This window comes from Psychrobacillus sp. Z3-81, assembly GCF_056620325.1.
In genome coordinates this window covers 84,893-110,669 of sequence record NZ_JBWQPU010000007.1, presented here as the reverse complement: position 1 = coordinate 110,669, position 25,777 = coordinate 84,893, and the positions used below count along the sequence as shown (strand labels likewise).

Annotated in this window: 23 protein-coding genes and 1 riboswitch; of the genes, 14 read left to right on the top strand and 9 right to left on the bottom strand. The window is 38.4% G+C overall.

Annotation, left to right across the window (positions count from 1 at the left end; translation table 11 throughout):
* Positions 1-155 precede the first annotated feature (155 nt).
* Positions 156-337, bottom strand: a riboswitch (cobalamin riboswitch).
* 37 nt (positions 338-374) lie between these two features.
* Positions 375-2,030: an FAD-binding dehydrogenase gene (locus tag AC1ECF_RS09570; protein WP_480389181.1), complete on the bottom strand. Its 1,656-nt coding sequence runs from the start codon at positions 2,028-2,030 to the stop codon at positions 375-377.
* 141 nt (positions 2,031-2,171) lie between these two features.
* On the opposite strand from AC1ECF_RS09570, the gene AC1ECF_RS09565 reads away from it, so the two are divergent.
* The 3 genes from AC1ECF_RS09565 (at position 2,172) to AC1ECF_RS09555 (ending at position 5,516) form a co-directional block, all read left to right on the top strand.
* On the top strand, positions 2,172-3,125 hold the full coding sequence (locus tag AC1ECF_RS09565) for a TRM11 family SAM-dependent methyltransferase (protein ID WP_480389180.1): 954 nt from the start codon (positions 2,172-2,174) through the stop codon (positions 3,123-3,125).
* A 12-nt stretch (positions 3,126-3,137) separates the two neighbouring features.
* Positions 3,138-3,782 (top strand): LytTR family DNA-binding domain-containing protein, encoded by a 645-nt coding sequence (locus AC1ECF_RS09560; protein ID WP_480389179.1) that lies wholly within the window; start codon positions 3,138-3,140, stop codon positions 3,780-3,782.
* 210 nt (positions 3,783-3,992) lie between these two features.
* On the top strand, positions 3,993-5,516 hold the full coding sequence (locus AC1ECF_RS09555) for an acetyl-CoA hydrolase/transferase family protein (RefSeq protein WP_480389178.1): 1,524 nt from the start codon (positions 3,993-3,995) through the stop codon (positions 5,514-5,516).
* A gap of 151 nt (positions 5,517-5,667) precedes the next feature.
* Here AC1ECF_RS09555 and AC1ECF_RS09550 read toward each other — a convergent pair whose 3' ends face one another.
* Positions 5,668-6,534 (bottom strand): YitT family protein, encoded by an 867-nt coding sequence (locus AC1ECF_RS09550; protein ID WP_480389276.1) that lies wholly within the window; start codon positions 6,532-6,534, stop codon positions 5,668-5,670.
* A 206-nt stretch (positions 6,535-6,740) separates the two neighbouring features.
* On the opposite strand from AC1ECF_RS09550, the gene nfsA reads away from it, so the two are divergent.
* Positions 6,741-7,472 (top strand): oxygen-insensitive NADPH nitroreductase, encoded by a 732-nt coding sequence (gene nfsA, locus AC1ECF_RS09545; RefSeq protein WP_480389177.1) that lies wholly within the window; start codon positions 6,741-6,743, stop codon positions 7,470-7,472.
* A 196-nt stretch (positions 7,473-7,668) separates the two neighbouring features.
* Here the strand turns inward: nfsA and AC1ECF_RS09540 are convergent, their stop codons facing one another.
* The 5 genes from AC1ECF_RS09540 to AC1ECF_RS09520 form a co-directional block, all read right to left on the bottom strand.
* A complete protein-coding gene (locus AC1ECF_RS09540; RefSeq protein WP_480389176.1) occupies positions 7,669-8,751 on the bottom strand; it encodes a CAP domain-containing protein in 1,083 nt (360 codons plus the stop codon).
* Positions 8,752-8,768: 17 nt separating this feature from the next.
* Positions 8,769-9,302, bottom strand: coding sequence for a superoxide dismutase family protein (locus tag AC1ECF_RS09535; protein ID WP_480389175.1), 534 nt, complete (start codon positions 9,300-9,302; stop codon positions 8,769-8,771).
* Between the two features lie 241 nt (positions 9,303-9,543).
* Positions 9,544-10,710: an MFS transporter gene (locus AC1ECF_RS09530; protein ID WP_480389174.1), complete on the bottom strand. Its 1,167-nt coding sequence runs from the start codon at positions 10,708-10,710 to the stop codon at positions 9,544-9,546.
* Between the two features lie 14 nt (positions 10,711-10,724).
* Entirely contained in the window at positions 10,725-11,120 is a 396-nt protein-coding gene (locus tag AC1ECF_RS09525) for a MarR family winged helix-turn-helix transcriptional regulator (RefSeq protein WP_480389173.1), read from the bottom strand.
* A gap of 967 nt (positions 11,121-12,087) precedes the next feature.
* Positions 12,088-13,251 carry an alanyl-tRNA editing protein gene (locus AC1ECF_RS09520; RefSeq protein ID WP_480389172.1) on the bottom strand — a complete coding sequence of 388 codons (1,164 nt, stop codon included), beginning with the start codon at positions 13,249-13,251 and terminating at the stop codon, positions 12,088-12,090.
* A 120-nt stretch (positions 13,252-13,371) separates the two neighbouring features.
* Here AC1ECF_RS09520 and AC1ECF_RS09515 point away from each other — a divergent pair, with 120 nt between their 5' ends.
* The 5 genes from AC1ECF_RS09515 to AC1ECF_RS09495 all read left to right on the top strand — a co-directional run bounded on the left by AC1ECF_RS09515 (position 13,372) and on the right by AC1ECF_RS09495 (position 19,503).
* The gene (locus AC1ECF_RS09515; protein ID WP_480389171.1) at positions 13,372-13,815 is read left to right on the top strand and encodes an ASCH domain-containing protein; all 444 of its coding nucleotides are present in this window, start codon (positions 13,372-13,374) and stop codon (positions 13,813-13,815) included.
* A gap of 10 nt (positions 13,816-13,825) precedes the next feature.
* A complete protein-coding gene (locus AC1ECF_RS09510) occupies positions 13,826-14,497 on the top strand; it encodes a hypothetical protein (RefSeq protein WP_480389170.1) in 672 nt (223 codons plus the stop codon).
* Between the two features lie 146 nt (positions 14,498-14,643).
* Positions 14,644-17,271 carry a cation-translocating P-type ATPase gene (locus tag AC1ECF_RS09505; protein WP_480389275.1) on the top strand — a complete coding sequence of 876 codons (2,628 nt, stop codon included), beginning with the start codon at positions 14,644-14,646 and terminating at the stop codon, positions 17,269-17,271.
* 101 nt (positions 17,272-17,372) lie between these two features.
* On the top strand, positions 17,373-17,675 hold the full coding sequence (locus AC1ECF_RS09500; RefSeq protein ID WP_480389169.1) for a DUF6509 family protein: 303 nt from the start codon (positions 17,373-17,375) through the stop codon (positions 17,673-17,675).
* Positions 17,676-17,964: 289 nt separating this feature from the next.
* Positions 17,965-19,503, top strand: coding sequence for a Mur ligase family protein (locus tag AC1ECF_RS09495; protein WP_480389168.1), 1,539 nt, complete (start codon positions 17,965-17,967; stop codon positions 19,501-19,503).
* A gap of 158 nt (positions 19,504-19,661) precedes the next feature.
* Here AC1ECF_RS09495 and rluF read toward each other — a convergent pair whose 3' ends face one another.
* On the bottom strand, positions 19,662-20,366 hold the full coding sequence (gene rluF, locus AC1ECF_RS09490) for a 23S rRNA pseudouridine(2604) synthase RluF (protein WP_480389167.1): 705 nt from the start codon (positions 20,364-20,366) through the stop codon (positions 19,662-19,664).
* A 180-nt stretch (positions 20,367-20,546) separates the two neighbouring features.
* Between rluF and AC1ECF_RS09485 the strand changes: the two genes are divergently transcribed.
* From AC1ECF_RS09485 to AC1ECF_RS09470, 4 genes are all read left to right on the top strand, one after another.
* Complete coding sequence (locus AC1ECF_RS09485) at positions 20,547-21,020, top strand: acyl-CoA thioesterase (RefSeq protein WP_480389166.1); 474 nt, start codon at positions 20,547-20,549, stop codon at positions 21,018-21,020.
* Between the two features lie 19 nt (positions 21,021-21,039).
* Complete coding sequence (locus AC1ECF_RS09480) at positions 21,040-21,396, top strand: hypothetical protein (protein ID WP_480389165.1); 357 nt, start codon at positions 21,040-21,042, stop codon at positions 21,394-21,396.
* Positions 21,397-21,682: 286 nt separating this feature from the next.
* The gene (locus tag AC1ECF_RS09475; protein WP_480389164.1) at positions 21,683-22,489 is read left to right on the top strand and encodes a hypothetical protein; all 807 of its coding nucleotides are present in this window, start codon (positions 21,683-21,685) and stop codon (positions 22,487-22,489) included.
* Positions 22,490-22,513: 24 nt separating this feature from the next.
* Positions 22,514-22,858 (top strand): VOC family protein, encoded by a 345-nt coding sequence (locus AC1ECF_RS09470; RefSeq protein WP_480389163.1) that lies wholly within the window; start codon positions 22,514-22,516, stop codon positions 22,856-22,858.
* 326 nt (positions 22,859-23,184) lie between these two features.
* Here the strand turns inward: AC1ECF_RS09470 and AC1ECF_RS09465 are convergent, their stop codons facing one another.
* Entirely contained in the window at positions 23,185-24,672 is a 1,488-nt protein-coding gene (locus tag AC1ECF_RS09465) for a glycine betaine uptake BCCT transporter (protein ID WP_480389162.1), read from the bottom strand.
* A 654-nt stretch (positions 24,673-25,326) separates the two neighbouring features.
* On the opposite strand from AC1ECF_RS09465, the gene AC1ECF_RS09460 reads away from it, so the two are divergent.
* Complete coding sequence (locus AC1ECF_RS09460; protein ID WP_480389161.1) at positions 25,327-25,626, top strand: hypothetical protein; 300 nt, start codon at positions 25,327-25,329, stop codon at positions 25,624-25,626.
* The last annotated feature ends 151 nt before the right edge of the window (positions 25,627-25,777 follow it).

Sequence of the window (25,777 nt, the reverse complement as noted above, 5' to 3'; positions counted from 1 at the left end):
TTCGTGAATAAGAATACGGCAACATATAAAACCATTTGGATAGGAAAGAATAGACTTCTTCCAAATCCATCTGTGAGTATACGGTTTGTCGTACCATGAATCCTTCAAGCAATAGCTTGACGATCACTGAACACCCCCTATCCGCGTAGGTTTTTGGTGTGTACTAAAATTAGGCAGGTCTCCTGGCTTATGGTCATTGCTTTACTTTCCCTTCCCATTACAAGTAACAGTGGTTAAAAGCTTGCTCCCATTTACAGTTGCGGGACAGCGTCGGATTCTCACCGAACTTCCCTTTTAAGTTCTTCTCTCGAAGAGCACCTAATTCTACACAATATGAAATTACATTCTTACTATATCATACGTTCGTTACTTTGTTATTTTAAATCGTGAAGTATGGACCGAGCTGCTTCTCTCCCTGAGAATAGGCAGCCTCCTAAAAAGGTGCCCTCTAGTGCTCGGTAGCCATGCATTCCTCCGCCACCAAAACCTGTTAGCTCACCTGCAGCATATAATCCGGGAATTTGCTTTCCGTCTTTATTTAACACATGACCCCCTAAATCCGTCTGTAGGCCGCCTAATGTTTTACGAGTCAGGATGTTCAAACGAACAGCAATCAACGGTCCTTGTTTCGGGTCTAATATTTTGTGGGGTGCTGCCACTCGAATAAGCTTATCACCAATATAATTACGTGCTCCTCTTAAGGCGGTTATTTGAAGGTCTTTCGTAAACTTGTTATCCATTTCTCGATCTCTTGCTACAATCTGTCTATGGACATCCTCATATGTTAGTAGAGTGTTTCCGACAAGTGAGTTCATTCCTGCCACAAGGTCCTTTAGATTATCTGCTACTATAAAATCCTCGCCCTTCTCCATAAATGCTTTAACAGGAGCTGTTGGACCTGGAAGAATACGCTTTAACACTTCCTTCACGCTTTTTTCTGTCAAATCAGGGTTTTGCTCTGAACCAGATAAAGCAAATTCTTTTTCGATAATCTTTGCTGTAAGAATGAACCACGAATAATCATAGCCGGTATCTTGAATTGCTTTTAAGGTACCCAATGTGTCAAAGCCAGGAAAGTTGGGGGCAGGGAATCTGTTCCCTTCTGCATCTAACCAAATAGAAGAGGGACCGGGGAGAATTCGAATGCCGTGATTTTCCCAAATAGGATTCCAGTTTTTAATCCCTTCCGTGTAATGCCACATTCGATCTTTATTCACCCAGCGTGCCCCGGCCCTTTCGCTTATCTCAAACATTCTGCCATCGACATATGCAGGTACGCCAGCAATCATATTTTTAGGAGGGGTACCTAACCAGGACGGCCAGTTTTGACGAACGAGCTCTAAGTTAGCACCGATTCCACCAGTAGTTAGGACGACTGCTCGAGCATTGAATTGAAAAGAGTCTATTACCTTTCGAGAGCTGGCTTCTCCTCTTTTCGCATCAGAGGGTTCAAGGACTGAGCCTTTAATCCCTATTACTCTCCCCTTATCTACAATTAATTCATCTACACGGTGCCTTGATTTATAGGTTACAAGTCCGGTTTCCATTCCCTTTCTTACGATTGCCTCAAAAGGCTGGACAACCCCGGGTCCTGTTCCCCAAACAATATGGAATCTAGGGACTGAGTTTCCATGCCCCTCCGCTAAATACCCTCCTCGCTCTGCCCATCCCACTACAGGGAAGAAGCGAATTCCTAGGCCATGTAGCCATTCTCTCTTTTCTCCAGCAGCAAATCTTACATAAGCTTCGGCCCATTTCTTTGCCCAATATTCTTCTTCATTGTCTTCGTCAAAGCCAGCAGTCCCTAACCAGTCCTGCCAAGCAAGGTCATAAGAATCCTTTATACCAACTCTTCTTTGTTCAGGTGAATCTACTAGAAACAGTCCTCCGAAAGACCACCAGGCTTGCCCACCAAGGGAGCTTTCAGGTTCTTGATCTACCAATAATACATGCTTACCTTCTCTAACCAATTCAGCAGTAGCTACTAATCCAGCAAGACCAGCACCTACTACAATTGTTTCCCCATTCATTTTCCCAACCCCTTAAATTGGATAAAAATTCTGAATACATATCCATTATATTTCTTTTCTGGGAGAATAACTATGAGATTAGTAAGTCAGGCGTCCAAAGGTTAAGCGTGCTATAATAAGAGTATTAATGGAGGGAATATATTGGATACAAATATTCGAGAGTCTAGTTATATATATACATATGGATATAAAGATGGGGAACGCGCTCTATGTCAACTAGAGATGCGCTCTTTTTTTGGATTTGATACAGAACAAAAAATACTAAAGAGCAGTATTGCCATTGATCCTTCTAGAAGTCCGTTTATGAAGGGGCGGCTAGATGTACTGATAGAGGCTGATACAATAGAAGAAATTATTCAAGGAGCATCCAGGTATGGCAGTGAGGAGAAAACGAATAAAGTGATTTTCCTGAAAATTAATGATTTGCAGGGAGATGCGATTATTCGGAATGCCGACAGATTAGCCATTGTGCGTGCAATAGGCAGTGAGCTTCAAGGTAAATTTGATCTTCATCAACCACAACAGGTATTTGCTGTAGTTCCTTACCAGAGCCGGTGGTATTTTGGAGAATACAAGAAGAACGAGGCGATTTGGCTAGCTCATATGGAGAGACCTAGGGGTTATTCAACAGCTTTAAGCACGAAAGTGGCACGAGCAGTTGCAAATATTGCAGTACCACATCCAGCTGGAATAAAAGCAATCGATCCTTGTTGTGGAATAGGAACTGTTCTAATAGAAGCTCTTTCCATGGGAATTGATATAGTAGGAAGCGATATTAATCCACTTGTTTGTATAGGTGCGAGAGAGAATTTAGCTCATTTTAATCTAACGGGAGAGGTAACAAAACGTTCTATTGCAGAAATAGAAGAACACTACCATGTTGCCATCATTGATCTACCGTATAATTTATGGACTCATTCATCTTGGGAAGAGCAATTATTCTTATTAGAGCATGCAAGGAGAATCGCTGACAGGGTAGTTGTAGTGACAATAGAGTCTATGGATGAGCGACTTGAATCGGTTGGTCTACAAATAATAGATCGCTGTGAAACGCAAAAGCAACAGTTTATACGTGAAATATTACTATGTGAATAAAGGAGCAAAACGATGAAAGATATATCTGTAGGATCACTATTAGAAGTAATTGGTCAATTATTTTCCGATGAAATATCTATAGCTGTTACTGATCAGGAACAATATATTTATTATCGACCGAGTAAACGTATCGATTTAAAGATAACCCCTGGAGACCCAATTAAGGAAGGAACCCTGGCACATAAGGCTGTGCATGGAAAGCAGAAAGTCTCTGAGTTTATTGATCGAGGAGTTTTTGGAGTTCCATACCATGGAATGGCAGTCCCATTTCAACAGGATGGGGAGATAGGGGGGAGTGTGTTGGCGATATATCCAGCGTTTACCGAGGGAAAATCAGTTATTACGGTAAGAACGCAGGATGGCTGGGTCCCAATTCCGTTTCAGGACGTCATGTACTTGGAGGCGAAGGAGCGTAAGACAACTATTGTGACAAAGGATTTAACCGGCAGCCATAATAGCTCCTTACAAGATTTTGAATATAAACTTCCGAGAGATACCTTTATACGCTGTCATCGTTCCTATATTGTAAATGTCCATCATATTCAAGAGATCTATCCGGATACGCACTCTACCTTTGTATTAGCAATGAAAAATGGAGAAAAGATTTCTGTGAGTCAATCCTACTCTCGTTATTTTAGAAAGTTGTTGGGATTCTAAAAGGTTGAATAAGGGGAAAAACCTCTTTTATTCAACCCTTTTTTTCTATTTTATTCCTTTCTAAAAAATAATTATTTTTAAAAAATTCTGTTTCACCCATCAATTATTCTGCTTCAGTAATATTAATCGGCTCTCTGTCTATTTTTAGCGATTTTGTGACAAAAAGAGTTAAAATTTATTAAAAACTTACTTGTTGATGGGGGTAAACTGATGCTGAATAATCTTGATCGAATTAAAGACACGAGTTTACATAGCTTAGTTGTCAGTGCCGAAGAAGCAGCATCTTGGATTCAAGATGGTATGACATTAGGGTTAAGTGGTTTTACTCGTGCTGGTGATGCGAAAGCGGTTCCACAAGCACTTGTTGAACGTGCGAAAAAAGAAACGTTTAAAGTAAACGTATTTACAGGGGCTTCCTTAGGCTCTGATATCGATAAATTAATGGCTGATGCAGGGATTATTAATAAGAGATTACCTTTCCAAGCAGATGCTACTATGAGAAAGCATATTAACAATGGAGATCACTTATTTGTTGATCAGCATTTATCACATACAGCCGAATTGATTCGTGGAGGCGTACTCCCTACTATCGACTTTGCTATTGTGGAAGCGGTTTCAATTACAGAAGATGGGCTTATTATCCCTACTACCTCTGTTGGAAACTCGGCTACCTTTGTTTCTCAAGCAAAGCATATCATTATAGAGTTAAATTTAGCGGCGACGGAAGCGTTAGAAGGCGTGCATGATGTGTATGAGCCAAAAGCACAAGGGGAAAGAGATCCAATTCCTTTGATTGCTTCCAATCAAAGAATTGGGACTGCTGGTATTCCTGTAGATTCTTCTAAGATAAAAGGGATCGTGTTTACAAAAAATGTAGACTCTCCATCTCCAATTGTTCCTCCCGATGAAGAGACGGAACAAATGGCACAGCACTTGATCACATTTCTTCGTGAAGAAGTGAAGGCTGGAAGATTAACAAATGAATTGGCTCCATTACAAGCGGGTATTGGTTCTGTTGCTAATGCCGTTTTACATGGCATGATTGATTCGGAATTTGAAAACTTAGAGGTATATTCAGAGGTTCTTCAAGACTCTGTGTTTGAATTAATTGATGCAGGAAAAGTTAATTTTGCATCAGGCTGCTCCATCACATTATCTGAGGAAATGATGGATAAGATATATGGAAATTTCGATCTCTACCGTGATAAGCTAGTTTTAAGACCTCAAGAAATTACGAATCATCCAGAAGTTATTCGTCGATTAGGGCTTATCTCTATTAACACTGCACTAGAGTTTGATATTTATGGAAATGTTAACTCTACACATGTATGCGGAACAAGAATGATGAACGGAATCGGCGGATCAGGAGATTTTGCACGAAATGCGCGAGTAGCGATTTTTGTGACAAAGTCAGTTGCTAAGGGTGGAAATATTTCAAGTATTGTCCCATTCGTAGCACACGTAGATCATACCGAGCATGACGTAGATGTAGTCGTTACAGAGCAAGGATATGCGGATTTAAGAGGACTTGCACCTCGTGAAAGAGCAATGAAGATTATTAATAACTGCGTTCATCCGATGTATAAAAAACAACTGCAGGATTACTTTATTGAAGCGCTAGAAAGAGGAGGACAAACTCCTCACGTTCTAGAGAAAGCATTCTCATTCCATACAAATTTCACTAAAAATGGAACAATGCTTGAGCTTGAGCAGCAGGAAGAAGTAGTAAAATAAATAAAAACGAGGAGCCGTCTGAAAAGTCATTTTTAGACGGCTCCTTTGCGTCCATCCCAAGAGTAATGCTTCCTAGCGGAAATCCGTTAAAGAAGGAAGGGGTTTCCCATAAGTTTTTTACTGATGAGATACCCCTTTTATTTTTGTTCTATTAATGAATGTCTTTCTTTTTAAATCTACCACCTCTAACCTCTGCTATATTTCCAACTGCCAAGAAAGCAGAGTCATCAAATTCCTCTACAATCGACTTCAGCTTTGCTTCCTCCAAGCGAGTTATCACGGTAAAGATTACTTTTTTGTCATCACCTGTATAGGCTCCTTCTCCTTTTAAATAGGTCACTCCACGTCCCAAACGATCCATAATGGCAGCTCCTATTTCTTCTACTACGTCGCTAATAATAAAGATTGACTTAGATTCATCTAAGCCTTGAATGACAATATCAATAGTTTTAAAAGCAACAAAATATGCAAGAAAGGAATACATTGCTTGCTCCCAAGTAAATACAAAACCAGCAACAGAAAAAATAACTAGATTTATGATCATAATAATCTCCCCCACAGAGAAAGGGAGAGCTTTGTTAAAGAGGATTGCAAGTATCTCAGAACCATCTAAAGACCCGCCATGTCGTATAACCAGCCCAACCCCCATTCCTAGGACAATTCCTCCGAAAACAGTGGAGAGTAGTAAATCTGTAGTGAAGGGATGAATATGGTGTAAAAAAGAGGTACATAAAGAGAGTACTGTTATACCAAATAGAGTGGAAAGGGCAAAAGTTTTGCCGATTTGCTTATAGCCTAAGAAAAAGAAAGGGATGTTTAGAAGGAAAATATAGATGCCAAGACGCACACCAGTTAAATGAGCTAGGATAATAGAAACTCCTACTACTCCACCATCTAAAATTTGGTTAGGTACCAAAAATAGTTCTAAGCCTACTGACATTAATATAGCGCCTATAGCAATCATAATCATTCTTGCGGCTACAACTTTTCTAGGGGTGCTACGATGGGGAGCTTTCATTTTGATTTCTTCTTTTACTTTTACTTCTTCTAGTTCTATAACACTCAAAATACCTCTCCTCTTTTCTGTATATTCTATATTTTCTATTTTATAGAAGAAAATGAAAAAATAATATTACTTTTTACATCTTTTATAAGTTGTTTTAACTTTTATTCATCGTGATATAAATACGTTATACTAGAGAAAAAAAGAAAGAGGGGAAATAAGTGGTTGATAATTTATTAAAATCTCATGCGTCTGTTAGAAAATATAAGGATTATCAGTTAACAAAGGAAGAAGTTACTGAGCTAGTAGAAATTGCTCAACATGCCGCTAGCTCTCATTTTATTCAAGCTTATAGTGTTATATGGGTATCTGATAAAGATAAAAGAACTGAGCTAGGTAGACTATCAAAGAATCCAGTTCAGTTTGAAACAGCTGGTGCAGCACTTCTTTTATGCGCAGATTTCAACCGGTTACAGGAAGCAGGAAAACTACATGATACTAACATTACAATCGATACTGTAGAAAATGTACTAGTTGGAACGGTGGATGTTGCGCTATTTGCTCAAAATCTAGTGATTGCTGCCGAATCTAAAGGATATGGCATTTGCTATATTGGGGGAGTAAGAAATGCTCCAAAGGAAGTAAGTGAGCTATTTGGACTGCCTGAAGGAGTATTTCCGTTATTCGGTATTACACTAGGGCTACCTGATCAGCAAAATGGGGTGAAGCCTCGATTACCTGTAGCAGCCGTCCTACATGAAAATGAATATAACGCTACAAAATACGCGAAACTATTAAAAGAATATGATCAAACAATAGAAGGCTACTATGCGAATAGAGGGTCTAATCAAAAAGTATCCAACTGGACGAAACAAATGGCCGAGTTCCTAGAGAAACCTAGAAGAGAGCATATGGCAGAATTCCTAGCTAGCAAAGGCTTTCATCTAAAATAACATAAACATAAGAATATTTAAGTATGCTTGGAGGGAAAACGGAAAGTGTCACGTCGTGTGACAACGTTTTCCTGACCAATATCCTGTTGGCTCGCAGAAAGCGTCCGACACAGCGGAGAACCCTGAGGCCACAAAAAGAAGCACTTAAGATTCGTCTGATAGAATCATTAGTGCTCTCATCTGTGTCGTGCTTCGTCTATTTCGTGAAGAAATTTTGTGTATAATAGGGAGTTGAATTTTCGTTAAAAGCCGTACCAATCCCTAGTTTTTCATAGTTCGTATTTAAAATGTTTTTGCGATGACCCAAGGAATTCATTAAACCCTCATGCGCAAAAATGCTACTACTCTGTCCATAAGCTAGATTTTCACCAGCAAAGGAAAAATAATGACCATCTGTTTCTAAACGATCAAAAGGTGATTCACCACGAAGATTTTCATGAGCAAAATAGTTGTGGGCTGCCATGTCATTACTATGCTTTCTAGCAGTTTCGCTAATTGTCTTGTCATAAGTTAAAATAGGTAATCCCCTAATTGCTCTTGCTGAATTGGTCAAATCAAAAAGCTGATATTCAAACCCTTTTTTTAGTTCTTCAGAGGGTTCACCAAACGTATTGGGCTGACTTTTTTCTACTTCTTTGTCGATAATTTGAATAGCCGTTAGTGTTTGATTCTCATGTAAATCATAGAAAAAAGTAATGTAATTATCATTGATTAAAAATAAATCATACTCACCGGTATCCGGAAGAAGATAAATAATATTTCCTTTTCGTAGCTTCTTAATAGGATCACCTAAAGTATTTAATACTTCATCTCGCGTGCTATCCATCTCTAAGCCTAAAAAGGATTGAAAGGATGGCTGGTTCGTAAACATTGCGTTTACTTTGTTGTCATCGTCATACGAAACCATAAAAAAGTTTAGATAATCCTCGTGGTAGGTATGCCACACAAGGTTATACTCATTTAAGCTTACTCGCTTGGGATCTCCAAAAGCATCTTCAATCTCGCTTTTTTTCATGCCCATTTTTATCTGCTCTAGTTCGATGCCGTCCTCGGAAAGAATAATTTGTTTTTCGGCTGGCTGTGCAATAGACTCCGCTTTTATATCCTCTAAATACGCTTTTGCTTCACTGAAATATTGTCCAACCTCTAAAGAATCAATCCATTCATCAATGGGCTCAAGGAAAGAGAGATCTACATATTCGGTTGTATATTCCTCCCATAAAGGTCTAGACAAGAATAAAGCGACAAACAAAAGGAATGTCCATCCAATTACTCTCATACCTTTCACCGTCCAGTTTATTTCTTAATTTCTCCACAAACAATTCTTTTTCCTGAATTGCCGGAAGGATCTGTTTCATAATCGTCCGCATTTTCGTGTATGACTAATGCACTGCCATCTTCATCAAGTAAGGAATTACTTTTTCCAGCAGTCAAAACTACTGCGGGTGTTATTGTTTCTAATTCAATGGTACCATCTTGGTCAACCTCAATATTTGGTAAGTCTCCTGCATGGTAACCCTTTGGATTTTGGAAACCATGCTCTTTTCCTGCTGGATTAAAATGAGCTCCGGCTGAATCAAATGTTGGTTTTTCACATTTAGCCGTTTCATGAAAATGGATAGCCTTTACACCAGGGGATAAGTTTTTCGCTTGAAGTAGAATATGAACACCTTTTTGATTTTCTGTCAGTGTTGCTTTACCTACTTCTTTCCCTTCACTATCTACTAATGAAACATCTACTTTTTCTTTTTCACCTGCATCTGCCTCTGAAAAGCCGCATCCTGCTAAAATAAATGCGAGTGTACAAAATAATCCGATAAGCCTATACATAATATCCCTCCTAATGGTAATTCCACATAAGTCTTGCCAAAACAAGGGATTTTATACGAAGAAAGCGTAAGTACCTATACAATCCCCAAGGAGGTAGAAGGAAAAATAAAAACCTCCTGTTAGTTAACCGATGGAGGTTTCCTAACAAGGAGGTCGCAAACGATAGAAAATATGAGTAACTGAACGACTGTCCTTCCCATACTCTCTGCTAAATATATTGGGCTTTTTCGGATTCCTTGGTCTAACCAAGACGAGTCTTACGAGATCGGATAATAAAAACGATTAGAGTCACTACTACAATAATACTCGCGAATAAATATAGATTTTGATAACCGAGGTTTACGGCTACTAGGCCAAGTACGAAGGAGCCAACAGCAATGCCGATGTCAAACAGGGTAAAGAATGTTGCCGTAGCATAACCACTTCGATCATGGCTAGTAGATTGAATAGCCATTGTTTGAAAGCTTGGCACTACCGCTCCATAGCCTAGTCCAATAAAAGCACCACTTATAAGAAACAGGACAGGGCCATTCATAAAGGCTAGTAAAGTAAAGCCAATCATTAAGAAAACTAAACCAGGAATAATAATATAACTTGGACCTTTCTCATCAAATATTCTTCCTGTAAAAGGTCTTGTTAATAGCATGACAATAGCAAACACAGCAAAAAATGTACTAGTTAAATAAAGGACATTTTTTTCTTGTGAATATATAGATAGATAGGACAAGATACTCGAATAGGAAAAAGCAACACATCCCGCAATAAAAGAAATAGCAACAGCTTTTTTCTCAAATAAGTCGTTCCATGTAATCTTACTTCGAATAGGAGACTCAGCTTTTCTTTCATCCTTAGGGATTCCTAATGCAGTCACAGAACCAATCACCACAATGAGACTCATGACAATAAAGAATGTATCGTAGGAGAAATATTGAACTAGTGATAAAGCAATAAGCGGCCCTACTACCACTGCAAGGTTAGTTGCCATCGTAAAATACCCTAGTCCAGCCCCGCGTCTAGATGTGGGGATTGTATCAGCAGCTAGTGCTCCACTAGCTGTAGTAGCAATACTAAACCATATACCCTGAATGAAACGTAAAGCTAGTAAAATACTAAACAGCTCGATAAAATAATAGAAAATAGTACATAATAAGTATAGCAAGAGACTGACCCAGAGCATTCTCCGCTTGCCAGCGACCTCTAATAACTTTCCTGTAAAGGGTCTTACAGCTATAGCAGAAATTAAAAATATAGTCATTAGTAAACCAGCCTCTTCATCTGAACGGTCTAACGTGTCTGTCACGTATAGAGGAAGTACTGTTACTAAGCCATAAAAAATAATAAAAATAGAAAAGTTTGTACAAAACAAACTGATGAATGATTTTGTCCAGATAGGTTCTTTGTTAGCCAACTAGCATAACCCCCCTACTTAATTTTTCGCAAAAGCTCCATAAGCGTGTTTTGCTCTTCTTGAGAAAGGTTGGAGACTACACTATTTTCGAAGTCGGACATAGAGCTTTGAATCACAGGGAAATTCTCTAGAGCCTCAGAAGTCAATTTAACCATTTTCTCTCTTCGGTCCCTCCCTGAACTAACTTCCAACCAGCCTAAATCGGCTAAGCGGTTCACTGTTCTAGTGATCGTGGGGGCTTCTACATTTAAATATTTCCATATCTGTGTTAATGTCATTTCCTTATGCCTCTCCACGCAGTAGAGCACTGACCACTGAGAAGAATACAGCCCGTGTTGCTTTAAGGTTTGATTCGCCTTATAGGATAAATATCGTGATGTTTGAAAAAGGTCATGAATAAGTGGATTCATATATTTTCTTATACTCCTAAATCTACTATTTACCTAGCTAAACATATCGCACGAAGGTTGCTTTGTAAAGCATAAATAGCTCGGTATAATTTTAAGATAACATAGAAAATAACAAATATATACATAATTTGTTAGTAGTATTTCTTTACCTTCTGATTTAGTAGATTTCCGTTTGGGTTATCCTCAAAGGCACACTCTGAGGTACTGGGAGTGGTGAGGGAAATGTTGTAAAGCAATGGAAAGATTTTAAGGGACTGCCTGGCAATAATCCAGCCGACATATCCTTATAAAGACTTCCCTGGCTAGGCTTGATATGTATCCAAAAGAGGAAAATAAAAAATATCATTTTCCTCGGGAGAGAAAAATGATATTTAATAACAAGACTGATTTTTGTAAAAGAAGCAGGGATTCCATTAAAAATCTTTTATAAAGTATTATAGTTAAATAATTGCTTTTTCGTATAAGTTAGCGATATTTCTTAGAAAAGGATATCCTTACTTGACTAGAAGCACTGGAAAGAAGATACGCGACCTAAATCGGTACCATAGTAGGTCCACGTGAAGCCGTTCCAACGAAAACCGGAAACGGAATTCCGCCCTACATAGGTTGGGAAAATCCAAAATGATCGGCCATTATCTAGCCATATAAACGTGAACCTAAACAAACATCCCCTAATAGCACCAGGATCTACTGCAAATAAGCTAGGGCCACCGCTCTCGCGTTGTGGAGTAAATGAGGGTGGTGGCGTGCTTGGAGGGCCCTGTGGTCTCTGGCTCGGTTGACTGCCTGGCACTCTCGGTCTATTCCCCATACCTGGAAGACCTGGTATTAACGGCAAGTTAATGTTTCCAGGCCATTGTCCTCCTGGGAAATTATCTTGTTGGGGAAACGGAAATAAATTGGTCAAACAACATCCTCCTTTCAATACGGATGAAACTAGTATATGTAAGGAGCAGGAGTTAGGTACTTATAGAAGAGAAAGTGCTTGCTGGACAAGTTTCTCTGCAGGAACTATATGGTCACCCCCGCCTTGGGCAAAGCTATCGTTTCCTCCTCCTTTTCCATTTATTAAGGTTAGTAGCGATTTAATAAGCTCGTTCATTTTTTCTGTTCTTTCCGTTCCTCTCGCTAAAATGATTTGGAGCTTATTATTATTTTCACCTACAAGCATACAAATAGATTGTGGGTCTTGTTCGACAACTAGCTTGGAGAGCTTTTGGAGCTGTTGAATGGGTCTATTTTGATAAATAGCTGTGATGTTCTTATCCTTCAGCTGCTCTCTTAGCTCTTTAGCTTCGTAGCTTAAAAGCTTTTCTTGCGCTTCATTCAATTGCTTTTCAAGATGGTTTTGCCCAGCTATAAGAGTATGAATGGACGCCACTAATTGATCCTCAGGAGAGCTGAGCGTACTGATAAGCTCCTTTAATATTCGATCTTTACGAGTAAATTGAGAAAGAATCCGATTCCCACATAAAAACTCGACCCTTATTTGTTTTTTCTGTCTTTCTGTCCCAACAATTTTTAGCTGTCCGACTTGACCTGTAGAAGAAGGATGGATACCGCCGCAAGCATTATAATCATAGTCTGGAATAATGACTAAGCGGATATCCTCCTTTACTTTGGTTGGCTTTCTTAAAGGATAATTAGATAGCTTGTCTTCCGTTACCCACTTTGTTTCTATGGGCCTGTTCTCTAGGATAATTTGGTTGGCTAGTTTTTCAACTGCTTCTAGCTGTTCTGGAGAAATTTGTTCTGTATTCAAATCTATCGTTACATAGTCTTTACCAAGGTGGAAGCTCACAGTCTTAAATTGAAAAAGCTCGTCAAAAGCAGCAGAGAGGATATGCTGACCAGTGTGTTGCTGCATATGGTCGAACCGCCTCTCCCAGTCTATTGTCGCTTCTACTTTAGTTTCTGCTATTGGTGAAGCAAGATAATGCCGAATTTCTCCATTGATTATTTCCACGTTAGTTACTGCTATTCCATTCATATAGCCTAAATCGTGAGGCTGTCCTCCGCCGGTTGGATAAAATGCTGTTTGGGAAAGGACTACATAGTCAGCTTCCTTTCGAACTATCTGTGCAGAAAATTCCTGAATATAGGGGTCCTCGTAATATAATCTCTTGCTCATCTTTTTCTCTCCTTTTTCTACCGGTAATTTCTAGATAAAAGCACTAACTTTGATTGGATAGTATTTTTCTCTTTAGTTTACTATACTAAAATTAAAAAAATAAAAAATGAGGGTGCTGACATGAGTAAAATTGTCGAAGAATATTGGGATAGGTATTGGGGAGGTCAAGAAAAGCCGGAGGGGATGACTGCTTGGCAATTTGGAGAGAATCCTGATTATCTTGCCCAATTAGTTGTAGATGGCGTGAAGACAGCGACATGCTCTGCCTATGACCTTTATGAAATAGAAGGAGAGCCCCTTCCCCAGGCGGGTGAGTATAGCATTATTCTCAACAGCAAAGATGAACCTGTCTGTATTATTCAGACGATAGACGTTCAAATAATGCCATTTAATGAAGTGCCAGAGGAGTTCGCTTATGCCGAAGGTGAAGGTGATCGTAGTTATACATATTGGAGAAATGTTCATGTGAAGTTTTTCGCAGATGAGTTAAAGAGTATAGGAAAGGAATTTATAGAAGACATGTTGGTAGTTTGTGAACGCTTTAAATTGATAAATGTGAAATGAGGTATAGGTGATGTTTAAAACAGTTACGATGTATACCAATAAATTAAGAATGCTAAGAGGTTTTTATGAAAATGTTTTAGAGATTCCCATATCGGAAACTGGTGAAGGCTTTTTTAAAATGATAATAGGAGACTCCACCCTTATTTTTGCTGAAACCGAAGAGGATACACTCTATCATTTTGCCATTAATATTCCTGGAAACCAGTATACACTCGCTAAGTACTGGGCTAAAAACAAAGTCACACTTAACAGAGAGGCTGGGGTGGAGGATATTTTCTACAGTAGATTTAATGCAGACGCCTTTTATTTTGAAGACCCAGCTGGCAATGTAATAGAACTTATTGCTAGAAGGCATGTCGATAAATGGAGCGATTTCTCTGTTGACTCCTTCCTAAATATTAGTGAAGTTAGCATTACAACCCCACTAGTAAAAGAAGTAGGAGAAAGACTTCAGGACTTAGGAATACCTATTTCCGGCAATTATCAAATCGAACCCGATTCTTTAAACTTTCTGGGAAGGAATGACAGTTTTATTATTTTAGTACCTCCTCAGCGTAGATGGTACTTCTCTAAACAAATTAGTAAAACATCTAAGGTGGATATAGAACTAGACAGTGGGCAACATATATCTATATCACAGGAGGGAAACATAGATTTGGATAACAAACTAGGAGACCTCTAGAAGGAACATTCATGAAATCTGACAACAGGTTTCTTTTTTAAGAAAACTGAAATTATTTGATTAAAAGGGAGCATACTAGTCAATGGCTATTTTATTGACATAATTTCTACAAGTTTTCTTTAGGTATTTCAAACAGAAAGGCTGGTATCCCTATGTGGTACAACAAAACATCCCAAGAAGTATTATCAGAGCTTAAAATCAAATCAGCAGATGGCCTAACAAATGATGAAGCAAAGGCGAGAATAGAACAATACGGACCAAATCGCTTGGCTGCTGCAAAGAGAAAGACATGGAGTCAAAGGTTTTTTGCTCAAATAAACAACGTGTTAATCTATGTATTGCTAGTTGCTGCTGTTATTTCCCTACTAGTGGACGAAATAGCAGACGCAATTATTATAGGTATAGTGGTCATCATAAATGCGGTAGTAGGAATGATTCAAGAGTCTAGAGCTGAAGAAGCGTTAGAGGCACTGAAAAGCCTGTCTACTCCTAAAGCCATTGTAAAACGAGATGGAGTAGTAAAGGAAATAGACTCATCAGAAGTTGTTCCTGGAGACTTAGTAATCGTGAGTGCTGGATCCTATATTCCGTGTGATATCCGTTTGACCGAATCTGCAAATTTAAAAGTGGAAGAGGCTGCACTTACAGGAGAGTCAGTACCGGTTGATAAGGACGCAGAGGCAGATTTAATTAACTCATCAACAAATATTCCTCTGGGTGATCAAAAGAATATGCTCTTTATGTCCACACTTGTTACATCTGGAAGAGGAGCAGGAATTGCTGTATCCACAGGAATGGACACCCAAATGGGGAAAATAGCAGGAATGCTACATACAGAGGACGAGCAAACTCCTCTTCAAAAGAGCTTGGCACAGGTAGGAAAATATTTAGGATTGGCCGCCTTAGCTATCTCAGCAGTTATTTTTGTAATAGGGATACTGCAAGGAAGAGAGCTTTTGGAAATGTTTATGATTGCAATTAGTTTGGCTGTTGCTGCAATTCCAGAGGGTATGCCTGCTATCGTATCCATTGTTTTAGCAATCGGGGTCCAACGAATGATTAAACAAAATGTCATTATTCGGAAGCTCCCTGCTGTTGAAGCATTGGGTTCAGTAAATGTTATCTGCTCTGACAAAACAGGAACGCTTACGCAAAATAAAATGACAGTAACCAATTTCTATGCTAATGGTGAGATAGTTGACATCCAAAAGTTTGAAAAGAAGAACCAGGCTCATGCCCAATTATTAGAAACGTTTATCCTTTGTAATGATGCATCCTATTCGGATAACGAGACTACTGGAGATCCAACAGAAATAGCGCTTTTGGCAGCTGGAGCTAAGAATGGAATAGATAGACCGACTCTCGAGAAAGATTTTCCACGTGTAAGGGAAATACCTTTTGATTCAGATAGAAAGCTGATGACGACTATTCACAAACAAGATGACCTATACTATGTCATGACTAAAGGGGCAATTGACCGATTACTCAATAAATGTAATCGTATTCTTTACAAGAATAAAGTTATGGACCTAACCGCCGATTTAAGAGCAGACATATTAGTTGCTTCTCACACGATGTCTCAAGCAGCTCTACGTGTCCTAGCAGCTGCATTTAAGGTGGAGGAGGAATTAAATTTAGATGCAGCGGAGCAAGATTTAGTTTTTATTGGATTTGTCGGAATGATTGATCCGCCAAGAGAAGAGGTAAAGGATTCTATTGCTACTTGTAAAGAAGCTGGTATACGGACAGTTATGATTACAGGAGACCATAAGGATACCGCATTTGCTATTGCCACGAAGCTAGGAATAGCGACTAAAAAAACGCAGGTAATGGAAGGAACAGAGATTGACCAATTATCAGAAGAACAGCTTTCTACTGCGTGTAAAGATACCAATGTATTTGCACGGGTTTCCCCAGAGCACAAAGTAAAAATAGTGCAAGCGTTAAAAAGCTCAGGACATACTGTTTCTATGACAGGTGATGGTGTAAATGATGCCCCTTCTTTGAAGGAGGCGGATATTGGAGTAGCCATGGGTATTACAGGGACAGATGTTGCGAAGGGTGCTTCCGACATGGTCCTAACAGATGATAATTTTTCTTCTATTGTCAAAGCGGTAGAAGAGGGAAGAAACATTTATAAAAACATTAAAAAGTCTGTTGTCTTTCTCATTTCCTGTAATTTGGGAGAGATTGTTGCTCTCTTTATAGCAATTGTTGCTGGCTGGCCAACACCACTCCGTTCCATTCATATCTTATGGGTAAACTTAGTGACGGATACATTCCCGGCATTAGCTCTTGGAGTTGATCCAGAAGAGTCGGGAGTGATGAAGGAGAAGCCACGAGGGAAAAAAGAGCAGCTATTCCATGGTATGATACCGTTCATGCTGCTTAATGGAGCACTAATAGGAGCATTAACGCTAGTAGCCTTTTATATAGGTTTACAAGGACAAACTAGCGGTGCAAACGAAGAGCTTCTAATTCATGCGCAGACTATGGCGTTTATTACGCTCAGCTTTTCTCAGCTAGTCCATTCACTAAACTTTAGATCTTTAAATCAATCTATTTTTAAAGCTGGACTATTTAAAAATAAGCTGTTAATCTATTCCATTTTATTTGGAGTGCTTGTACAAGCTTTTATCGTATCTTTTGGACCTCTTGCAGAGGCATTTAGCGTACAGTCCTTAGAATTAAATGATTGGGCAATCGTGATTGGCTTAAGTATTGTGCCGTTATTGGTAAATGAATTAGTAAAAGCAGTGAAAGGTTTCCGGTAGGAATATATATTTTAAAATTAGCCCAAACAAAGAGTATAAATAAATATTTTTTAAACAAAAAAGAAAAATGCCTTCTCTAGTGCTAAAATGGGTGAATGGAGGTGTGCCTTTTGAAAATAGAGTCTTATGAGGTAGAACGAATTCTCGATCCTACTGGAATAATTGCTGGAGACCGCTATGAATTTCTTTTAGGAATTGAAGTCCCAGAGGACGATGAGTTATATGAAGAGGGAAATTCTCTAGATTTACGTGTTATTTTAGCTATCGTAAATGATGCAGCTCAGATTAAGCAATATCATTTTATTAATCGATCTAATGGAAAGATATTAGACTTTGGACTTGAAGAAGAGGAAGAAGCAATGGTATTAGCTTTTTGTATGGACAAGTATCAAGAAGCGGAATAAGGTCACAAATAATCAGTAAAATACAATACTGCTTATCAAAAGAAACCGTCCTGTTGGATGGGATGAAACGAGCACTTACGATTTTTATTTCCTATAAAATTGTAAGTGCTTTTCATTTGTTAATGGTATATTTCCACTACATTTTGGTACACAGCAGATACGAAATTCTGTATTATACCGTGAATAAATGTCATAATAATTGGTAAGGTCTTTCTTTTATTTCACATCTTTTTGGAATTGATGTAAACTTGATTGGAAAGATTTAAAGATGATAAAGGTGGCTATTTTGATGGAATTAATTGAACTAATGAAGCATCTACCTATTGTAGACGTCAAAAATGCTAAACAAGTGGACATAACAGGCCTTGCCTATAATTCACGTAAAGTGGAGAATGGACAAGTTTTCTTTTGTATAAAAGGTTTTAAAACGGATGGTCACTCTTATGCTGGACAAGCTGTGAAAAATGGAGCTGTTGCTTTAGTGGTGGAAGAGTTTTTGGAATTGGACGTGCCCCAATACAAAGTGGAGGATGCACGACAAGCGCTAGCAAAGGCGGCAGCAACCTATTATGACCATCCAACAAGTAAGCTAAAAACGATAGGGATTACTGCTACCAACGGGAAAACCTCTACTTCCTTTATGACGAATGCTATTTTAGAAAACCATGGATACAAAACAGGATTAATGGGAACTGTGGTAGTGAAAATAGGAGACTATGCAGAGCCTTCAGAGTTAACTACACCTGAGTCTCTTGATTTGCAACGTTTTTATGCCCAAATGGTAAAAGAAGAGGTAACACATGCAACCATGGAGGTTTCTTCCTCGGCACTCGAATTACATCGAGTTGGTTGCGTAGACTTTGATATTGTTACGTTAAATAATATTAGTAGAGAGCATATAGACTTACATTCTTCCTTTGAAAACTATTTTATGCATAAGTCGAGTTTGATTCGCAATGCTGGAGAGGGAAAAACAGCTATCCTAAATTTAGACGATTCATACTCCGCATCTCTTGTCGACAAAACGAAAGCTACAGTAATAACAATTGGTGTAAACAATCAATCTGCAGATGTTATCTGTAAAGACTTAGACTTATCAACCGGAAGAGCTAAATTTACTGTAGAAATTACAAAGGACTTAGTCACTGCGGATGTAGTAGTTCCAAAACAATCGTTCTATATTCAGCTTTCCACTCCGGGTTTCCATTCTGTTTATAATTCTATGGTTAGTATTGTGATTGGTCTTCTATGTGAGGTGCCGGTTGAAACAATTCAAAAAAGTCTACTGGAATTCGTAGGAGTAGAGCGACGCTTCGAAATCATCTTTGAGGATAATTTCAAAATTATAGATGACCATTTTGCAAATAGTGGGAATATCGATATTACACTCGGCACTTTAGAGAAGATGGACTTTGATCAAATAAGACTTATTTATGCGATAAGAGGAGATCGTGGTGTAACGGTTAATAGAGAAAATGCCGAAACTATTGCACGATGGGCCCCAAAGCTAGGGATTACAGAGGTGGTTGCAACGCTTAGTCGTTCCCATGTTACGGAGAAGGATGTAGTATCTGAAGAGGAGCTAGCTGTCTTTAAAGAAGTGATGGATGAAGCGGGCATTGAAGTGAAGCTGCATGAGGAACTTCCTGATGCAATCAATGAAGGACTATCCGAAGCTAAAGAAGGAGACGTTGTGCTTCTTGCAGGTTGCCAAGGAATGGACTATGGAGCTAAGCTTGCATTAGAGCAGCTAGAAGGGATTTTACCAGAGGTTGATAAGAAAAAACTATATCAGCCACTCGAAAAACGAGTAGCTGGAAAATCATAAAAAACAAGGGGGTGTCCATAAGTAGAAAACTTATGGGGCACCCCTTCCTTCTTTGATAGATATCTTCTATTTATCCTTGCTCCTGTGGTGGTCTCATCAAAATGCCAACATCCTCGTCACAAGGGCCCTCTCAAAATGACTTTTCAGAAGGCTCCTTGTTATCTTTTTGGCACATAATTTAGTTCTTTAAATAATTCCTTTTTCTCTTTGTCCGTCAAATCTCTCCATTGCCCAATAGCTAGACCATCTAGTGTTATGTTCATAATTCGTATACGCTGCAGTCTTTTTACCGTGAAACCTAAAGCAGCACACATTCTTCGGATTTGACGGTTTAAGCCTTGGGTAAGGACAATATTAAATGTATAAGGTCCTAGCTTCTTCACCTTACAAGGGAGTGTTTTCGTATCTAGAATTCGTACGCCATTGCTCATTTTTTCTATAAAGGAATCAGTGATTCTTTCGTTCACTGTAACGATGTATTCCTTTTCATGCTTATTTTCTGCTCTAAGAATTTCATTTACAATGTCTCCATCATTCGTTAAAAGAATCAAACCATCTGAGTCTTTATCTAAACGACCTATATGAAAAATACGTAACGGATGATTAACAAAATCTACAATATTGCCTGGAATATGACGTTCCGTCGTACTTGTAATTCCAACGGGCTTATTTAGTGCCAGATAAACAAGTGGCTGTTCTACCACAACAGGCTTTCCATCCACTCGAACATCATCTCCCTGCTCGACCTGGCTACCTAACTCGGCAATCTTTCCATTAATCGTTACCTTGCCATCCGCAATCCATTTATCTGCTCCACGTCTCGAAACAATTCCTGATTCACTTAAAAACTTATTGATCCTCATGTTTTCCCCCTACTTTTCCTATTATAGTTAGTATAACAAAAGACTTGAACCTGAGTAACTTCTTATAGTTTGGGTAATATACCAGCAAAAGCATTCAGAAAATTTATCGAATAAAAAAATGTTATACTAGAAAATATAATCATGTTTTAATAAAGTTTAGACAACTAGGAGTGGAACTATATGAAAACGAACCCAATGGGTCAATCCAGAACCATACAAACGCATTTAATCTTACCGCCTGATACCAATCACCATGAGACAATCTTTGGTGGCAAGGTTCTTGCATATATTGATGAAATAGCTGCAATCACTTCCATGAAGCACGCCAAGGGACCAGTAGTTACTGCGTCTATAGACTCGGTAGATTTCTTGTCCTCTGCAAAGGTAGGAGATGTGATTGAATTGGATGCTATTGTTTCCTCTACTGGACGCAGTTCTATGGAGGTTTATGTTCGTGTTACTTCCATGAATCTTCTAACTGGAGAAGAAAAATTAACAACAGAATCGTTTCTTACAATGGTAGCGGTAGATGACAACGGAAGGCCGGTGCCGGTACCGGGAATCCACCCAGAAACAGAGGATGAAAGAAGATTATTCGAATCTGGTCCAGCAAGACGTGCACACCGTAGACAACGATTAGAAATGAAGTATTAAACCCTAAGGAGGTGGCTATGTGTTAAAAATAATAGAGGAAAACTATAAGTATCTTTTACTGTTGCTCCTAGCCATTTATCTGATTAATACTCTCTTCTTACATGAAATTACCATTTCAATTACAGTAATTATTTTGGTCCTTGGACTGGAAGGGGTTAACCATCGACAGGAAATAAAAAAACTATCTTATTCACAGCTATCAGTTATGGGAGTGGTCCTTCTAGCTGGGATCGCTTCGGTTCTTTATTTAGTTATTCTAATTCAAATCTTTATAGAGCCTCTTCAGCTTCCTATAGTGATAGTAGATATAATCATTATTTTTGTTTTTGTCATTGCAGTGTATCTGCTCTATCAATTTCTTAAAAAATTATTTTAGCGTGCTTTGGAGCACTAATGACGAGACAAAAGATAGAAAGCACCTATGGTTTTATAAAAAATCATAGGTGCTTTCTTAATTTTTGAGACTTAAGATCTCCGCTGTTTCGGACGCTTTCCCGGAGGCCAACAAGATGTTGGTCAGGAAAATGTTGTCACACGATGTGACGGTTTTAGTTTTCCCTCCCTAAAATGAGCCACAGCCGGACGCTAACGCGTGAATGTTCGCTATCTTTGTGTGGAACTTTTCTGAATTCTATACGTAGCTATAGAGGAGGTGAATAGGTATGAAGCATATTTATGAAAGATCAGCCAAGTATACTAGGTTATCTGCATTTATAGGTATTATTCTTTATGTAATCTTTCTCCAGTTTACGGATACAAACCTTAAAGAAGACTTGGGAGATTATTTTCTCGTTGCTTTTCTTTTCTTGATGGCTTTAGGTGTTTCTTTCTTTTTTCAAGAGGCAGCTAATAAGCTTCCTGCAGATGAAATAGACAAAAATCGTTATTCAACAGAATTTCTGATAAATGAGCTTAATTATCAGAGGGACATTAGTGTGATTCCGATCACTTATCTGGTATCGAATACGGGGGAGAGGCTATATAAAATTACCCCTTCTGAGGATTATCCAATAGCTAGGCTTTTCACAATCGTTGATTTGTTTAGGAAAGGACTCTTTTTTCCTGTTACATACTGTGTCTATACAATGGATGAAAAGCTAGTGAGCTACTTCACCATTAAAAACAAATGGAAGTTTGTTCAAATAAAAGTGTTTAATGCTGAAAAAGAACACCTCTCCACTGCTGTCCTTCCTTTATTTTCTGTTAAAAACAGAGTGATTGTATATGATCCTCACCATAATAAGATGTTTCAGGCGGAGGCAAAAAGCGTATACGGAGATATTGATATAGATGATTTAGAGGGGAAAAGGCTTGCTACCTATCGGTTTGGCATTTTTCCTTATGCGACACACCCGGCATTTGAGGCTCAGTCAATGAATATACATGTGTCCTTATCGAAGGATTTACTAATGAATGAAAAGCTGACATTTAATGCACTGTTTTTCTATTGGACAACCAATTCACAATAAAGCAAGGGGAGAGGGAGGATTCGCTTGATTGAAAGAATAGACACAATCTGTTTACGGGTAAGCAATTTAGAAGGGGCTAGTAAGTGGTACCAAGAAAAGCTCGATTTACACGAAACCTATAAAGGGGATACGTACCGAATTTTACGTATAGGTTCTAGTGACATACCACTAACATTGGAGGAAGGGAAACCTGTCTCTTCAGAGCAGCAATCGTATCCAATATTTTTTACGAAGGATATTCATTCGGCATACGAGAAACTTAAAGATAAAGGTGTGAATGTTAGCGAGATACAACATGATGAACCAAATCACTTTTTTACTTTTTATGATGAGGATTATAATAAGCTACAACTTTGTCACTGGGAGTAGCACTTACGTTGTCCAATAGAAAAGGTGCTTTCTGAAATGTCTTCAGAAGGCACCCTTTTTCTATTAGTTAGTTCTTAAACAGCCTAAATCAGCCCTTAATTATGGTCGTTGAAGCATTAAAAAGAAATCCTCCATAGCAAGTGGCTGAACTCAAAAAAAGGTGCTCCGTGAGCCTAACAACCCAATGATATTCGTACTTGCTTGTTTCATTTCCTCTACAGGAAAGTCTAGTGCTACTTCCTGAATGTTTGCAATGCCTAACGTACGTATCATCTTATCAACTTGCCTTTAGCTGCTATTCTACTTCATCTGCTAAAAATGAATCGTTAAACCTTCTTTTTGGGCTTCTCATCTCTTAAAGCTTTAAATAGCGAGATAACCATTAATATCATGATAAATGAAAATGGCAGTGCAGCAATAATAATCGTATTTTGCAATGCGGTAAGCCCGTTTACAGATAACAATACCAATGCGATTGTTGACTGGATAACGCCCCAAGTAAGCTTCACTGTATTTGGTGGAGTTAAAGATCCGTTTGTAGACTGCATACCAAGCACAAAAGTCGCCGAATCAGCAGAGGTTATAAAGAAGGAACCGATCAGTAAGATGGCAAACAGGGAAATAACAGTGGATAGTGGCATCGTATGGAACATTTCGAAGATAGTTAGTTCTGTTGATAAGCTAGCTAAATCCACTAGTCCATTTTTTTGGATATCTATTGCCGTTGTACCGAATGCTGAGAACCATATAGCACCTAATAGTGTGGGAACGATTAATACTCCCGTCATAAATTCACGAATTGTCCTTCCTTTGGAAACTCGAGCAATAAACATACTGACGAAAGGTGCCCAAGAGATCCACCAAGCCCAATAGAATATTGTCCAAGCGTCTAACCACTCTCGATTTCCTTCGTTAAGTGGAGCAGTACGCATACTCATTTGTACGAGGTTTGCCAAGTAACCTCCAAGGGAGTCCGTAAACATGTTGAATATTAACAAGGTTGGACCAAGCACTATAACAAACAGTAATAAAGCCAAGCCGAGAACTAAATTAATATTTGATAAGTATTTAATTCCCTTGCTTAGACCAGACCAAGCAGATGCAACAAACAATATGGTGACTACTACGATGATTAGGAATTGAGAGAATGCGCTTATTTCAAAGCCAAATAAATAATTAAGACCAGCATTAATTTGAACAGCGCCGAAGCCAAGTGAAGTTGCTACCCCAAAAGCGGTCGCAAATACTGCTAGCACATCGACTAGAATACCCCATGGGCCTTCCATTTTTTTGCCGAAGATTGGCTTCAGTGTTGATGAAATTAAACCAGGTTCTTTCTTTCTAAATTGAAAGTATGCAAGCGATAATGCAATTACTCCATACATAGCCCAAACATGTAGACCCCAATGGAAAAAGGATTGCCTTAGCGATTCTTTAAATGCTTCATCGGTATTAGGTTCTGCTGTAGCCGGATTGATCGCAAAATGTGATAGTGGTTCTGCCGCACCATAGAATACTAACCCAATTCCCATACCAGCCGAAAATAACATGGCTAGCCACGATATTGTGCTGAATTCAGGTCGATCTGAATCTTTTCCTAATCGAAGTTTTCCATATGGGCTAACGATAAAAAATAGGCTCACAAGAACCATGAGCGACATTAAGAGCATGTAATACCAACCAAAAGAGGTTGAAACAAATGTCTTGATCTTATTTGTAACGATCTCAAAACTTTCGGGAGCTATTACACCATACCCGACAGCTAAAATAATGAGTCCTATTGTAATATAGAACACTTTTGATATATTCTTCATGCCTACCTCCTAAAAATTTTAATACAAGTTTCTACTATACTAATATAGAATTTGAGAATCAACCTTTATGACCTACATAATTAATATATGATTAATATATCCTTGTTTCCAAATTACAAAACATTATCAATTGCCCATAAGTTTGTTAAAAATAATAATGGTCTATATTTTCAGACAAAGTTAAACTGAATAATCAAATTATCATCCCTTTTCATTTTAAAAGATTTTTTCCTCATTTACTATGTCATATTTTTTAAAAAAATAATTCTGTCCTTTAATGGGTTATTTGATTAGCAGAGTTTTTATTAGAAATGAAGGTCAGCAGGTGGAAAAAGGGTTAAGGAAAAATTATTATATGCAGGAGTATTTAGAGGGATACCATTTTAATAATGAAATAATCAAAGATTGTTGGGAATTGTTACGAACGGTAGTCCTTGGACTTATTTAGAAAGCAGGATTTTCAAATGGAATTCAAAGAAGGGAAATCCTTCGATCATTCAATCAGCAAGTTGGTCACGCTCACCTTGAAGGGAAAAGTAAGGGGATCATCAAGAAAACGATAGCTACAAGAAAAATATTTAGCAATTGAGGTGTTTGTCTAGGTTGTCTTTCTTCTTCATGCATTTATTAAGTATATAAAGGAGGTGACAAAACATGCACCATAACAACTGTCATTCATGCAAGCAGTCAAAATGGGCTTCTCCAGCTCAGCCGATTGTATGTCCGCCTCAGTATCGTGTTCACGATACATTCGTTCCACGAATCCAACCGGTTATCCAACCGATTGTAAATGTAAATAGAGAGCACACGGTAAATATTCCTCAATACTACTATGCAGAAACAAATGAAACTGTAGCAGGAGAATCTATTAGAGCATGCCCTAGGTCCGGTAACGATTTTGGCTTTGGTGGCGGAGGAGGTTTCCCATCGCAATCCTTCCCTAGATTAAGATAGTTTATTATTCCTATGTCCTACTTCAAAACAAAAGCAATAGTTATTGAATAAATAGTATAGTTAAGAAGGTCACAGACATCCTAGTCTGTGACCTTCTTTTTTTATTTGATACCTTCCTTTTACATAAACTAGTCAATTCTATAGAATTTTC

Excerpts from the sequence above, each read along its gene's own strand:
- AC1ECF_RS09570 (WP_480389181.1), bottom strand. The coding sequence starts at position 2,030 with ATGAATGGGGAAACAATTGTAGTAGGTGCTGGTCTTGCTGGATTAGTA.
- AC1ECF_RS09560 (WP_480389179.1), top strand. The coding sequence starts at position 3,138 with ATGAAAGATATATCTGTAGGATCACTATTAGAAGTAATTGGTCAATTA.
- AC1ECF_RS09555 (WP_480389178.1), top strand. The coding sequence starts at position 3,993 with ATGCTGAATAATCTTGATCGAATTAAAGACACGAGTTTACATAGCTTA.
- AC1ECF_RS09550 (WP_480389276.1), bottom strand. The coding sequence starts at position 6,534 with ATGAAAGCTCCCCATCGTAGCACCCCTAGAAAAGTTGTAGCCGCAAGA.
- AC1ECF_RS09540 (WP_480389176.1), bottom strand. The coding sequence starts at position 8,751 with ATGAGAGTAATTGGATGGACATTCCTTTTGTTTGTCGCTTTATTCTTG.
- AC1ECF_RS09535 (WP_480389175.1), bottom strand. The coding sequence starts at position 9,302 with ATGTATAGGCTTATCGGATTATTTTGTACACTCGCATTTATTTTAGCA.
- AC1ECF_RS09525 (WP_480389173.1), bottom strand. The coding sequence starts at position 11,120 with ATGAATCCACTTATTCATGACCTTTTTCAAACATCACGATATTTATCC.
- AC1ECF_RS09520 (WP_480389172.1), bottom strand. The coding sequence starts at position 13,251 with ATGAGCAAGAGATTATATTACGAGGACCCCTATATTCAGGAATTTTCT.
- AC1ECF_RS09515 (WP_480389171.1), top strand. The coding sequence starts at position 13,372 with ATGAGTAAAATTGTCGAAGAATATTGGGATAGGTATTGGGGAGGTCAA.
- AC1ECF_RS09510 (WP_480389170.1), top strand. The coding sequence starts at position 13,826 with ATGTTTAAAACAGTTACGATGTATACCAATAAATTAAGAATGCTAAGA.
- AC1ECF_RS09495 (WP_480389168.1), top strand. The coding sequence starts at position 17,965 with ATGGAATTAATTGAACTAATGAAGCATCTACCTATTGTAGACGTCAAA.
- rluF (WP_480389167.1), bottom strand. The coding sequence starts at position 20,366 with ATGAGGATCAATAAGTTTTTAAGTGAATCAGGAATTGTTTCGAGACGT.
- AC1ECF_RS09485 (WP_480389166.1), top strand. The coding sequence starts at position 20,547 with ATGAAAACGAACCCAATGGGTCAATCCAGAACCATACAAACGCATTTA.
- AC1ECF_RS09475 (WP_480389164.1), top strand. The coding sequence starts at position 21,683 with ATGAAGCATATTTATGAAAGATCAGCCAAGTATACTAGGTTATCTGCA.
- AC1ECF_RS09465 (WP_480389162.1), bottom strand. The coding sequence starts at position 24,672 with ATGAAGAATATATCAAAAGTGTTCTATATTACAATAGGACTCATTATT.
- AC1ECF_RS09460 (WP_480389161.1), top strand. The coding sequence starts at position 25,327 with ATGCACCATAACAACTGTCATTCATGCAAGCAGTCAAAATGGGCTTCT.